The organism is Nocardia brevicatena NBRC 12119, from assembly GCF_000308495.1.
In the GTDB taxonomy this organism is placed as follows: Bacteria; Actinomycetota; Actinomycetes; order Mycobacteriales; family Mycobacteriaceae; genus Nocardia; species Nocardia brevicatena.
The window spans coordinates 46,095-59,004 of the sequence record NZ_BAFU01000086.1 but is presented as its reverse complement, the minus strand read 5'-3'; the positions used below and the strand labels follow the sequence as shown (position 1 = coordinate 59,004).

14 protein-coding genes are annotated in these 12,910 nt (G+C 67.2%); 9 read left to right on the top strand and 5 right to left on the bottom strand.

Annotation, left to right across the window (positions count from 1 at the left end):
• The first annotated feature begins 1 nt into the window (after position 1).
• Positions 2-1,054, top strand: a complete 1,053-nt coding sequence (locus ON20_RS23430) for an NAD(P)-dependent alcohol dehydrogenase (RefSeq protein WP_040838618.1) — start codon at positions 2-4, stop codon at positions 1,052-1,054.
• A 214-nt stretch (positions 1,055-1,268) separates the two neighbouring features.
• On the top strand, positions 1,269-2,339 hold the full coding sequence (locus ON20_RS23425; RefSeq protein WP_245547424.1) for a S1C family serine protease: 1,071 nt from the start codon (positions 1,269-1,271) through the stop codon (positions 2,337-2,339).
• Between the two features lie 75 nt (positions 2,340-2,414).
• Here ON20_RS23425 and ON20_RS23420 read toward each other — a convergent pair whose 3' ends face one another.
• The 5 genes from ON20_RS23420 to ON20_RS23400 form a co-directional block, all read right to left on the bottom strand.
• A complete protein-coding gene (locus tag ON20_RS23420) occupies positions 2,415-3,452 on the bottom strand; it encodes an alpha/beta fold hydrolase (RefSeq protein ID WP_040838615.1) in 1,038 nt (345 codons plus the stop codon).
• Positions 3,453-3,544: 92 nt separating this feature from the next.
• Entirely contained in the window at positions 3,545-3,841 is a 297-nt protein-coding gene (locus tag ON20_RS23415; RefSeq protein WP_086009056.1) for a DUF2516 family protein, read from the bottom strand.
• Between the two features lie 93 nt (positions 3,842-3,934).
• Positions 3,935-4,609 carry a heparin-binding hemagglutinin gene (locus ON20_RS23410; RefSeq protein WP_040838614.1) on the bottom strand — a complete coding sequence of 225 codons (675 nt, stop codon included), beginning with the start codon at positions 4,607-4,609 and terminating at the stop codon, positions 3,935-3,937.
• Positions 4,606-5,097: a helix-turn-helix domain-containing protein gene (locus ON20_RS23405; RefSeq protein WP_040838613.1), complete on the bottom strand. Its 492-nt coding sequence runs from the start codon at positions 5,095-5,097 to the stop codon at positions 4,606-4,608. The genes ON20_RS23410 and ON20_RS23405 overlap by 4 nt, the downstream gene beginning before the upstream one ends.
• Positions 5,098-5,259: 162 nt before the next feature.
• Positions 5,260-6,603, bottom strand: a complete 1,344-nt coding sequence (locus ON20_RS23400) for a DUF445 domain-containing protein (protein ID WP_040838908.1) — start codon at positions 6,601-6,603, stop codon at positions 5,260-5,262.
• Positions 6,604-6,830: 227 nt separating this feature from the next.
• Between ON20_RS23400 and ON20_RS23395 the strand changes: the two genes are divergently transcribed.
• From ON20_RS23395 to ON20_RS23365, 7 genes are all read left to right on the top strand, one after another.
• Positions 6,831-7,553 (top strand): TetR/AcrR family transcriptional regulator, encoded by a 723-nt coding sequence (locus ON20_RS23395; protein WP_245547422.1) that lies wholly within the window; start codon positions 6,831-6,833, stop codon positions 7,551-7,553.
• A 127-nt stretch (positions 7,554-7,680) separates the two neighbouring features.
• On the top strand, positions 7,681-9,084 hold the full coding sequence (locus tag ON20_RS23390; RefSeq protein ID WP_040838906.1) for an ABC1 kinase family protein: 1,404 nt from the start codon (positions 7,681-7,683) through the stop codon (positions 9,082-9,084).
• A 24-nt stretch (positions 9,085-9,108) separates the two neighbouring features.
• Positions 9,109-10,365: a saccharopine dehydrogenase family protein gene (locus ON20_RS23385; RefSeq protein ID WP_040838610.1), complete on the top strand. Its 1,257-nt coding sequence runs from the start codon at positions 9,109-9,111 to the stop codon at positions 10,363-10,365.
• Positions 10,362-10,991 (top strand): class I SAM-dependent methyltransferase, encoded by a 630-nt coding sequence (locus ON20_RS23380; protein ID WP_040838609.1) that lies wholly within the window; start codon positions 10,362-10,364, stop codon positions 10,989-10,991. Before ON20_RS23385 ends, ON20_RS23380 begins: the two co-directional genes overlap by 4 nt.
• 144 nt (positions 10,992-11,135) lie before the next feature.
• Entirely contained in the window at positions 11,136-11,570 is a 435-nt protein-coding gene (locus tag ON20_RS23375; protein WP_051163156.1) for a hypothetical protein, read from the top strand.
• Complete coding sequence (locus ON20_RS23370) at positions 11,563-12,129, top strand: hypothetical protein (RefSeq protein WP_040838607.1); 567 nt, start codon at positions 11,563-11,565, stop codon at positions 12,127-12,129. Before ON20_RS23375 ends, ON20_RS23370 begins: the two co-directional genes overlap by 8 nt.
• Positions 12,126-12,881, top strand: a complete 756-nt coding sequence (locus tag ON20_RS23365) for an ESX secretion-associated protein EspG (protein WP_040838605.1) — start codon at positions 12,126-12,128, stop codon at positions 12,879-12,881. The genes ON20_RS23370 and ON20_RS23365 overlap by 4 nt, the downstream gene beginning before the upstream one ends.
• Positions 12,882-12,910 lie beyond the last annotated feature (29 nt).

Here is a 12,910-nt window from a genome sequence, read left to right as displayed (position 1 = left end):
CATGAGTACTGCTGCCGCATACGCCATGGCCGGACCGGACTCCTCGTTCGAGAAGGTCGCCATCGAGCGTCGCGAACTCGGTCCGCACGATGTGCTGATCGATATCAAATACACGGGAATATGCCATTCGGATATCCACACCGCGCGGAACGAATGGAGAGGGACCAGCTACCCCTGTGTGCCGGGACACGAGATCGCCGGCATCGTCGCGGCCGTCGGTTCCGCGGTGACCGGGCACCGGGTCGGCGACCGGGTGGGCGTGGGCTGCATGGTCGATTCCTGCGGTGTGTGCGAGCCGTGCCTGGCGGGGGAGGAGCAGTACTGCACCCGGGGGGCCGTTATGACCTACAACACCGGCGTCCCCGAATCGGTGCAGCCCGGCGGGCATACGCTCGGCGGCTATGCCACCCGGATCGTGGTAACCGAGAACTTCGTGGTGGGAATCCCCGAAGGGATCGATCTGTCGGCGGCGGCGCCGCTGCTGTGCGCGGGGGTCACCCTGTTCTCACCATTACGGCACTGGCAGGCGGGGCCGGGCAAGCGGGTCGCGATCATCGGAATGGGCGGGCTCGGCCATATCGGTGTCAAGATCGCCGCCGCGCTCGGCGCGGAGGTGACCGTACTCGGCCATTCGCTGAGCAAACAGGAGGACGGTAGACGTTTCGGCGCCCATCACTACTACGCCACCAGCGATAAGCAGGCCTTCCGGGAGTTACGCGGCCGGTTCGATCTCATCATCAACACCGTATCCGCGGACCTGCCGATCGACAGCTATATGAGACTGCTCCGCCACGACGGCACCCTGGTGATTCTCGGCCTGCCCGAACAGCCGCTACAGGTACGGCCGCACACGCTGGCCTCGTACCGCCGGTCGCTGTCCGGCTCGATGATCGGCGGGATCGCGCAGACCCAGGAAATGCTGAATTTCTGTGCCGAGCACGGTATCGGTGCCGAGGTGGAGGTGATCGCCGCCGACGAGATCGACGGGGCCTACGACCGTGTCGTGGCCAGTGACGTGCGGTACCGATTCGTCATCGACACGGCCACCATTTGACTGCCGCGAGCTGTGGAGGATTGTGCACAGATCTCCACAGCCTTTGTGCACACGAGCGCGCCGGGATGTCCGACTGTTCCCCGTGGTGGTGAAATCGGGTGGGTTGCCGTGAGTCCGGGAGACAATGGGGGTGTTCGGGCTCGGGTGAGGGCGGAGACTCATGGAGGACCACTGGCGGGGCACGAGCCCCGAAAGGCCGACGGGCGGTGGCCGCGTGTTCGTGGCACTGCTCGTGGCGCTTATCGCCATCGCCGCGTTCTTCGGCTATCCGGGGCGGCTTCCGGACTGGTGGACGTTCGAGCGTGCCGAACCACCGGTCGCCACCCAACCGGCTCCGCGGCCGCCCTTGGACCCGGTCGCGGTCGCGGCGGGGATCAGCCCGGTGCTGGTGAACATCACCGCGTCGACCATGCCGTTCGGCGCCGCGGCCGGTTCCGGCATCGTCCTGAGCGGCGACGGCCAGGTGCTCACCAGCCATCATGTGGTGAAGGGCGCGAAAACGGTGCGGGTCACCAGGGTCGCCGACGGTGCGGCGTACGAGGCGACGGTGCTCGGCTACGACTCCGGCGCCGATATCGCGCTGCTGTCGCTCACCGGCGCGTCCGGGCTGGCCGCGGCCCGCATCGGCAGTTCGGCGGGACTGCGGATCAGCGATGAAGTGCTGGCCATCGGCAATGCCGGTGGCAGCGGGACGCCCACCGCGGTCAGCGGACGGGTCACCGATCTGGACAGCACCATTGTGGCCTTGAACGGGACGGACCTGTCCCGCAAGGCGCTCACCGGAATGGTGGAGGTCTCCGCGGCGGTCAGCTCCGGACAGTCCGGCGGAGCGCTGGCCGATTACACCGGTGCGGTGGTCGGGGTGATCGCGGCGGCGTCCGGCGATCGCGATCCGCCGCCGGATGGGCGGCCCGCGGACCCGCCGAACGGTTACGCGGTGCCCATTGATACCGCCATGCGTATCGTGCGCCAGATCCGTTCCGGAACTCCGACCGAGGCCGTGCACATAGGCCCCACCGCGACACTCGGTGTGCTGGTCTCCGATGCCGCGCCCACGGGTGCCCGCGTCGATATCGCCATCGCCGGGCTGCCCGCGCATATCGCCGGTCTCGCCGACGGCGAGATCATCACGTCGCTCGACGGCCGTGCGATCGCCACCGCTCGGGCCCTGCGCGCCGCGCTCAATATCCGCAAACCCGACGAGACGGTGTATCTCGGGGTTCTCGCGCCGGATGGCGCCGAACGCGTCGTCCGGGTTGTGCTCGCGGCGGGAACACCGCACTGACGGTACGGTCCGACGCGGTTCGGTCGTCGGCCGGCCACCCGGACGCGGGCCGAGAGCGAGAGCGCCGGGTGGACGCTATCCGGTGGCCTCCACCGAATGGCGTACCGAATCGAGTACGTGACCCAGCTCTTCGTTGAACCGATCGATCATCTCCAGATTGCTCAGATGACCCGTCGGCAGTACCACGAAGCCCGCCAGGCTGCCGGCTTCCTTCAGCAAACTCACGATCGATTCCGAATGCCGGACCGGGGTCATGAAATCCTCCGAACCGGCCACCACGGTGGTCGGGACCACCAGGTTTCGGGCGGCGTCGCCGAGGTCCATATCGGCCAGCAACAGGCCGAACTTCGCGCGCACGCGGGCCGGGCAGGAGCGCACGATGTTCATACCGAATTCGATCAGTTCCCGGTCGGCGGACAGGCTCATGATCTGCCGGGCGAAAATCCACCGCACGGGGGCGACGGGGGGAAACACGATCGTCGCGCCCAGGCCGCGTCGGGCCAGCCACATGGGCAGTGGGAATACGCGGTTCAGGCCCGGAAGCATGCGGTTGAACAGCGGGACGACGGTTGTCTCCGCGACCAGTTCGCGTGGCCCGGTGTTGGTGAGCAGCACCGCGGCGGCCTGCTCGGCCACCCGCTGTGGGTAGCTGCTCGCCCAGGCCTGCAGGGTCATGCCGCCGAGGCTGTGGCCGACCAGGACGGCCCGTCTACCGGGACGCAGGACCGCGGACAGCACAGCGGCCAGGTCGTCGGCCAGCCGGTGGCAGTCCACCGGTCCGTCGCCGAGTTCGCTTTCGCCGTGGCCGCGCATGTCGAAGGCGATGATCCGATAGTTTTCGGCGAAGGCGTTGATCTGCGGGTTCCAGTACTCCAGGCAGCAGGTCCAGCCGTGTATCAGCACCATGATCTGGCCGTCGGCGGGACCGTAGGCGTGGACCCGCAGCCGGGCGCCGTCCGCGGCCCGGACCGGAATCACCTCGTGTGGGACGGTAGGTGGATTCAGGGCGGCGGTAGCGTAGCTGCGCGAACGGAGGTTCGCGCGATGTATTTCGAGCAGCCCCTGGATCTCACCGGCGAGACGCTCCAATGCTTTTGGCAATATCACACGCATCGGATACTCCTTTGTGTTACTGAGCGATACAGTAACATCTGGAGCCGGTGCCTGCCGGCGCAGGCACCGTGGGCATCTCGCCCGCAGTGCGGCTACCAGCGCGGACCGCGCTGGATTTCGTCCACCTTGGGTCGGACATCCGCCAAGTAGATACCCGTTCCGATAACGGCGACGAATGCGAAGAGCATCATGCCGGACCAGGCGAGCACCAGCATCAGCAGCGCTACGCCGAGAATGCCCATCCAGATCGGTTTTGTCAGTTTGTCCACCGCGGTGAACGCGTCGGGCCGCTGTCGGACGGCGTGAATCAGCGCGAACACGGTCATGCCGAATGCACCCAGCCACAGCACGAGCATGATCAGCCCGGTCAAACCCTGAACCGTTTCCACTCCCTCATGATAAGAGCAAGGCCCCGAACAACGCCGGACCCGTGGCGTCGCCGACGCCACGGGTCCGGTGTCGGACACCGCCGAAGCTCGGCGTCAGGCCTTCTTCGCGGCGGTGGTCTTCTTCGCCGCCAGTGTCTTCTTGGCGGTGGTCTTCTTGGCGGGCGCCTTCTTCGGAGCGGGCACGGGCTCGGTCTCGGTGGCCACCTCGACCACCTCGCCCTCGACGACCGGGTTCTCGGCCATGGGTGCCCCGGGAGTCTCGGCGGATTCCTTGACCGGGCGGCCCATCAGGCCGTTGACCCGCTCGAATACCCCTTCGGCCCGCTCGGCCGCGTCCTTGTACAGCGTCTCGACCCGGCCGACCTGCTCTTCCACCAGGTGGTTGGCGCGCAGCCGCTCGATGGTCTCCTCCCCGCGGACGGTCAGATCCGAGTACAGGTCGAGCACCTGGCGGTAGTACTGCTCGGCGAGTCGGCGCAGCTCCTCGGCGGTGAACTTCTCCCGCAGTTCGGCCAGATCCTCCGGCAGCTCCGAGGGCAGGTCCGACAGCTGCCTGCGCAGCGTCTCGAATTGGGCCTGTACATCAGCGGGCAGGGCGGCGAAACGCTCCCGGGCCTCGTCTACGCGTGCGGTCACATCCGTTGCCGCGGCGCGTTCACGCACCTGGTTCACCGCGTCGATCACGGCGGCGTAGACGGCGTCGCCGGCGCCCACGGTGGCGAGCAGCGGCCGGCTGGCGGGGTATTTCTCGGTGAGCTTCTCGGTCATATGTGGTTCTCCTCGCGTGGCGGAGTCTCGGTCGTGATACGCGGAACAGCGCTGTCCCGGTCATTCCCCTCGGAGCCGTCGCCGTTCTCCCGACGGAACGACTCGTAGATGTCCAGCAGCACTTGCTTCTGCCGTTCACTGATCGCGGTATCGGCCAGCAGGGCATCCCGGACGGGGCTGTGCGGCCGCTGCTCGAGGTAGCCGGCCCGCACGTACAACACCTCCGAGGACATCCGCAGCGCCTTGGCTATCTGCGTGAGTACCTCGGCGGACGGGTTGCGCAATCCGCGCTCGATCTGGCTGAGATACGGATTGCTCACCCCCGCCAGCTGAGCGAGTTGACGCAGCGAGACCTGGGCGGCTTCCCGCTGTGCCCTGATGAAACTCCCGATGTCGTGTGCCGCGTTGACCACGCGGCCTCCCCGTTCTCCGGACCCGGTCCCCGGATCGGCGGTGTACTGAGCGGAAACCTCGGGCTGGTCGGCCATCACTCACCTTCTGGCGGTTGTACATCTGCGAGAGTAGTGCAGAGTGCTAGCAATAGCAAGCACTTCTGCTAGCGGTATTGCGGTCGATATTCGGCCGCGGCGGCTCCGGGCGGTTTCGCCGCCACCGTGTGGCGAGGCGAAACCTCATGCCGGGGCCGGCGCTCAGCCGCCGAACATCAGCTGCGAAACCGTGTAGATCGCCAGCCCGGCGAGAGAACCCACCACCGTGCCGTTGATCCGAATGAACTGCAGGTCACGACCCACCTGCACTTCGATTTTCTTGCTTGCCTCCTCGGCATCCCACCGGGCCACGGTATCGCTGACGATGGTGGCGATCTCCCCCGCGTAATTCGCCGCGAGATATCGTGCGCCCCGCTCGACCCAGTCGTCCACCTTTGCCCGCATGGTGTCGTCGTCGCGCAGCCGCTCACCCAGCTGCTGGACATTCTCGGCCACCTTCCGCCGCAGGGTGCTGTTCGGGTCGTCGGCCGATTCCAGGATCAGCCGCTTGGCCGCCCGCCAGGTCGCCTCGGCCAGGCCCGTGATCTCCTCACGGCCCATGATCTGCGATTTCACCCGTTCGGCCTTGGCGATCATCGCCTCATCGTGCTGCAGATCGTGCGCGAACTCCTCCAGGAAGCGGTTGGCCGCCAGCCGAACCTCGTGATCCGGTGTGGTGCGGACATTCCAGGTGAAGGTGACCAGTTCCCGATATATCCGCTCCGACAGCAGCAGATTGGCGAACTTCGGGGCCCATTGCGGGGCCTCGCTCATCACGACCTTGTCGATCGTCTCCTGGCTGCCCAGCGCCCACTGATGCGCCCGCTCGGCGAGCAGATCCAGCAGCGCCACCTGCCGGTTGTCGGCCAACAGCTCCGACAGCACCCGGCCGATCGGTGGACCCCACTGCGGTTCGGCGATCCGCTTGACGATGGTGTTGTCGATGATCTGCTCGACATCCTCGTCACGCAGCACCCCCACCACCGCGCGCAGAATGGTCGAACTCTCCTGGGCCACCCGCGCGGCATGCCCTGGATCGGCCATCCACCGACCCATCCGCCACGGAATCCGCGCCGAATTCACCTTCGCGCTCACCACCTCCGGCGAGAGGAAGTTGGTGCCGACGAAATCGCCCAGGCTGGCGCCCAGCTGGTCTTTCTTCCGGCGGATGATCGCGGTATGCGGAATCGGCAGACCCAGCGGATGCCGGAAAAGTGCTGTCACCGCGAACCAGTCGGCCAGCGCGCCGACCATGCCCGCCTCCGACGCGGCCCGCACATAACCCACCCAGTCACCGGCGTTCCCACGCATCTCCAGCCACCGACACCCCAGGTAGACGAGGGTGGCCAGGGTGAGCAGCCCGGTGGCGACGACCTTCATCCGCGCCAGGTCGCGCCGTTTACCCGCCTCGTCGGTCAGCGTGGCGAAGGCGCTCGGCGTCGCGGAGCCCTCGGGACGGGACTCGAGGACCGCGGTGTTGCCGGGAGCTGTCTGCATGCTCTCCATTCTGCTGGTCGCCGCGCCGATCGGTCGGTGCCGCGGGTCACTCGCCACCAAACCGGCCATTGGAGGGGGTGCGGGGCCTAAGCTGGTGAACGCAGCCGAACCGAACCGGACCACAGTCTGAGCGGAGTCGGCGGCCGGCGGCGGTAGCGAAGTGTGACCGCGCGGGCCGTCCCCGCTCGGACATATCGAACGAGGAGCCCACGCTGTCCACCGAAGACCTTGTCGATATGGGGGAACGCACCGAGCGCTCGGTGGTGCGCACCGCGCGAACCGACGGCCGTAAACGTCGGTGGCGCCAGCATAAGATCGACCGGCGCGAAGAGCTCGTGGACGGCACCCTCGCCGCCGTCCGGGCCCGGGGCAGCACCGCGGGAATGGACGAGATCGCCGCCGAGATCGGCGTGTCCAAAACCGTGCTGTACCGCTATTTCTCGGACAAGAGCGACCTGGTCAACGCGGCCATGCAGCGATTCATCGAGATCACCCTGATGCCGCGCGTCTACGGCGCGATCAACCTGGACGCCGACGAATACCAACTGGTGCACGCGGCACTCACCGAATACGTGGGCGCGGTGGACGAAGACCCCGAGGTCTACCGGTTCATCATGGGCAACGGTTCCGGCGACCCCTCTTCACTGGCCGATTTCGAGAAGCTGTTCGCCGAAGTGGTGGCGGCGGTGATCGTCGAACGCGCGAGCAAGCGCGGTTTCGACACCGAGGGTGCCCTGCTGTTCTCCTATGTGCTGGTCGGCGGGATCCAGCTGGCCACCCACTGGTGGACCACCAACAAGACCATGCCTCGGGAAGACGTCATCGATTATCTGACCATGATGGCCTGGAGCGCCATCGAGGGAATCGCCAAGGCCGGTGGTTCGCGCACCCGGTTCATCCAGCAGCCGCATATCCTGCCCGACCCGGTACCCGAATCCGCCGCTGCCGGGACGGACTGACCCCGCCGCTCGGCGAACCTCGCCGGCTCGACATCCACGCGGGTTTGGCTAGTCTGAACCGAACGGAGAAGGTGGCCGATCCGGGCCGCCCGCCCGCGTGCGCGTCGGCACCAACGGAGGTACCTCGATGGCGAAGCAAGTGCCGACATCCCGGTTGGCCCGCGGCACCAAACTGGGGGCGGTGGCGGCCGGTTCCATGTTGCGAAAACAGCGCGCGCGACTGTCCATGCGTGGGCGATCGGAGGCCGTGAGGGCGCAGTTGGCCGAGGAATCGACCCTGCGCAGCACCGAACAGCTGGTCATGGTGTTGGGCACCATGAAGGGCGTGGCCATGAAGCTGGGCCAGATGATGTCGGTGCTCGATATGGACCTGGTGCCGTCGACGCATCGGGAACGGTTCCAGAAACGGCTGGCCGTCCTGCGCAACGCGGCACCGACCGTCTCGTTCGAGGCCATGCGCAAGGTGATCGAGGACGATTTCGGCCGTTCGCCGGCTACGGTGTTCGCCGAGTTCGGCGCCGAGCCCATCGCGGCCGCATCGATCGGGCAGGTGTACTCGGCCCGGTTGCCCGACGGTCGACAGGTCGCGGTGAAGGTGCAGTACCCAGGTATCGACGCCGCGGTGCGCGCGGACCTGAAGAATCTGGCCATGTTCCGCCGGGTGCTGCAGTCGGCGCTGCCCTGGGTGACACCCGCGGTCCTGGACGAGCTGAGGCTGAACATGGAGGCCGAACTCGACTACCGGGAAGAGGCACGGACCCAGCGGGAGATCGCCGACCTCTACGCCGATCATCCGTTCATCGTCGTCCCGCGGCCGCTGCCCGAGTTGAGCACGCGCCGGGTACTGGTCAGCGAATACCTGGAAGGGAAGGGATTCGACGACATCCGGAGGCTGCCGCGTGCCGAACGCGACCGCATCGGGGAGATCATCTACCGCTTCTACGTCGGATCGCTGTTCACCTTCAACGAGTTCTGCGGCGATCCGCATCCGGGTAACGTGCTGCTCGCCGGCGACGGCCGGGTGGGGTTCCTCGATTTCGGTCTGTTCAACCGGATGGATCCCGAACATGTGCGGTTCGAGATCACCTGTCTGCGGGCCGCGGCGGAGGACCGCGCAGAAGATCTGCGCGAGTTGATGGTTCGTCGCGGGGTGATCGAATCGATCGACCAGGTCGGCGCCGAGGAATGCCTGGAATACGTGCTCGCGGCCTCGGAATGGTGTCTGGTGGACGAGGAACTGACCATTACCCCCGAACTCGCCAGTGGCGCCTTCCTGCTGGCGGTCGATCCACGGGCCGGGGAATTCGACGCGATGAAACAGCAGAACCTGCCGCCGGAGCATTTGTTCTCCCGTCGTGCCGATTTCCTCACCTTCGGCATGCTCGGCCAGTTGGAGGCGACCGGTAACTGGCATCGCATGGCCCGGGAATGGCTCTACGACGAGCCACCGGTCACCGAGCTCGGCAGGATTCACCACCAATGGCTGGCGCAGCGCCGGTCGTCTGCTCGCGGCGTACGCCGCGAAGCGTAACCACCGCTCGAGGAGCTGGGAGTCATGGCAGACACACGAGAATTCGACCTGATCATATTCGGTGCGACGGGTTATGTCGGCAAGCTCACCGCGCAGTACATACTGGGAGCGGCCCCAGCGGGGGCGCGGATCGCGCTTGCCGGACGCTCGCTCGACAAGCTTACCGCCGTCCGGGACGAAATCGGCGCCGCCGACCGGGAACTCGTGGTCGCCGACACCGGCGACCAGGCCGCCATGGACGTCATGGCCGCCCGCACCACCGCGATCGTCACCACGGTCGGTCCCTATCTGCGCTACGGTATGCCGCTGGTCGCGGCCTGTGCGAAGGCGGGCACCCACTACGCCGATCTGACCGGCGAACCGCTGTTCATCCGCGACGCTGTCGACAGCCATCACGACGAAGCCGTACGCACCGGGGCGAAAATCGTGAACTCCTGCGGCTACGATTCGATCCCTTCGGACCTGAGCGTCTACCGGCTCTACCGCAGCACGGTCGCCGACAATACCGGTGAACTGGGCGAGACCACCCTGATCGCGGAGCTCAAGGGCGGCATAAGCGGCGGCACCATCGATTCCGGCCGGGCCATGATGGAGGCCATCGCGGTCGATCCGAGCAAGCGGTCCGTCCTCACCGAGCCGTACTCGCTCAGCCCGGACCCCGCTATGGACCCCGATCTGGGTCCGCAGCCCGATATGACCACCGTACGACGGGCCGGCACCATCGATCCGAGCCTGGACGGCTGGGTGGGCAGCTTCGTCATGGCCGCGCACAACACCAAGATCGTGCGCCGCAGCAATGGCCTGCTCGGCTGGGTCTACGGCAAGAACTTCCGCTACCGCGAGGTGATGAGTGCCGGGAAGTCCCCGGCCGCACCGCTGGTGGCGGCCGGTATCTCCGGCGGCGTCGCGGCGGGTGTGGTGGCCGGCGGTCTGCTGTCGCGGTTCTCGACCGGACGCAAACTGCTGGACCGGGTGCTGCCCCAACCGGGTACCGGCCCGAGCGAGCACAGCCGGGAGACCGGCTGGTTCCGGATGCGGACCTATACCCGCACGACCTCGGGTGCGCGCTATGTCGCGACCTTCGCCGGCAGCGGCGACCCCGGCTACAAGGCGACCGCGCTCATGCTCGGCGAAAGCGGACTGTGCTTGGCCTTCGACTCCGACCGCCAACCGGAATTGGCCGGGGTGCTCACCCCGGCCGCGGCCATGGGCGACGCGCTCACCCAACGGCTGCGGGCCGCGGGCATCACCATCGAAGTGGAGCGCCTGCAGGGCAAATGAATCTGGCGCGACGCACCATGAACGCCCCCGCGTGGGCGGCGGTGTACGAGCGGGTGTGGCGACCGGCGGTCTTCTATCTGGCCACCGGCCGCACCACCACGTACGCGACCCGGACGCTGCGATTGGACTTCGCTCGCCGGGTACTCGACATCGCCTGTGGGCCGGGCAATTTCACGTGGCATCCGAGCGAGCGGCTGCCCGAGGACGGTTTTGCCGTCGGGGTGGACCACTCCCCGCCGATGCCGGCCCGCGCGCTCGCCGACAATTCCGGTCCTCGGGTCGGCTATCTACGCGGAGACGCCCGACACCTTCCCTTTCCGGACGCAACGTTCGACGCGGCCTGCTGTTTCGGTGCGCTGTACCTCATCCCCGACCCGCTGATCGCGACCCGGGAGATGATCCGGGTGCCGGCACCCGGCGGCCGTATCGCCATCACAGCCGGCCACCGCGCGGACAGCCTCGTCGGCGAAATCACCCGGTTCGCAGGAAGTCTCAGCGATCTGCGGGTATTCGACGGTCACGTCTTTCCGGACCTGTTCACCGAATGCGGCCTTGTCGAAGTGAAGCAGCAGGTGCACCGGACATTTCAGTACCTGACCGCCGTCCACCCGGCCGAACCGGAGTGAACGGCGCTTTCCCCACGGGTGTCCGTGCTCGACATCACAGACGAAAGAATCGCCGTCGCGCCGAAGGTCACGCCAATCCGTGCTACCGGCCGATAGAGTCCCGCCTTACACGCGGAAAGGCCTGGGCGGAAGGGGGATACGCAGATGGCGATACCGGATATCGGGCAGGCCGCGGCCCGGCGACTGTATGCGTCGGCTGTCGCCGGGGGTGGCGATGCATTCGAATTGGCCGAGGATGTGGCCACCCGCCTGGCGGTGGCCTGCGACGTGCTGGTCGACGATCTGAATCGGGCCCGGGCGGGCGGACAGCTGATCACGACGCTGCCCGGAACGTCCGGCTTTCCCGATCTGCCCACCGGGCGGGCACTGGCGCGAGGATTCGGCGCCAAGGCCGGCGAATATCTGGACACTCTCACCGCGCTGCAGGAGACGGCGCTGTTGTACAAGGCGGCGTATTTGGCCGCGGGCAAGAAATTCACCGAGGCCGACGCGGCGAACCGGGCCGCTGTCGCGCTGGTCGCCGCGCAACTGGCCGGACCGCCGCCGGACGTATCGGACGAAGGGGGTGCCCATGGTTGATTCCGCCGATGTCGATCCGCCGTACGCGTTAGAGCGCGAACGTTTCGACGGCTACACCCATCAGGAGATCTGGGAGGCGGTGCAAGCGCTCGATTCGAGCACACTCGGCCGCACGGCGGCGGCCTGGCAGGCCAGTGCCGACACGGTGGCCGAGGCATTTCAGACCTTCGCCGATACCACCGACCGGGAATTCGGCCGGTGGTCGGGCCGGACCGCGCAAGCGGCCTGGCAGGCGACCCGCGAGTTCATCCGGGTGGGCCGCGACACCCAGGAGGTGTGCCGTGCCCTGCAGCGACTCATGGAAGGCAACAGTGACGCCGCGCAGAAGATCCGGGCCGCCATCGCCGCGCCGGAACCGTACCGCCCGCTGGACGACCCGGCGGCGGAGGCAGTGCACGGCGGAATACGCAGAATGAACCACGACACCGCGGCGGCCGAGGCCACGGCCGAAGCCCAGGACACGATGACATATATCTACACCCCCACCATCCCGGCCTCCGGTGACCGTGTCCCTCGATTTCCCGCGCAGCCCGAGCCCGGCGGGAGCCCGCGGCGGTGAAATGGGTACTCACCCCGGACGAGTTCAGTTACGTCTGGGCCAATGAGACGAGCCTGGACCGGCGTCCCTATCCGGTCAATCTGGCTCCGAGCGCCACCGTGCGCACCGAATCCGAATACGCCGCCCTGCGATTACCACAGCGGTTCGCCAGACAAGCCGACCCCGACCTGGCGGCCGCCCTCATGCTGTGCGCCCGTTCCGATGCCACCACCATCACCGTCTCGGGGCAACGCTGCGTCTCCGCGACCGCCGGCGCCGCACCGCGTAACGGCGCCGGCGATCGGACAGGCGATACCGGCAGCGAGGTCATTCTCGTCTTCGCCGCCGTCGTCCATCATCACGCCGCCATATTGCACGCCACGTCGAAGGGCGTGACGGTCCTGATGTGTCATGCCCGCGCCCTGGGCAAACGGATCGTCGGGATCATCGGCGGCGCGCCGCCCGGGGCCCTGGGCCCGCTGCGCGAACCACACGACGCGGTGCTCACCGACGCGCCGCTGCCCGCATCCGACGGACAGCACGGTCCCGCCCGGTTCCGCCAGACCCTGCGCAAACCGGTCGACGGGCGCGGGTTCATCACTGTCACCGTCGAACCGGAGAACCCGATGTCCCCGCCGACCAGGCATCGCAGTTGGCTCGATATCCAGGGCGACGGGCGCTATCTGCTCACCGCCACCGACGAGTTGGTGCTGATCCCGGTCAGCGACGCCGATTTCGCCGACAAGCTGGCGATGCTGGCACAGATTCGTTGAACCCGCCGGGGACTGTGATACTTCTGGGC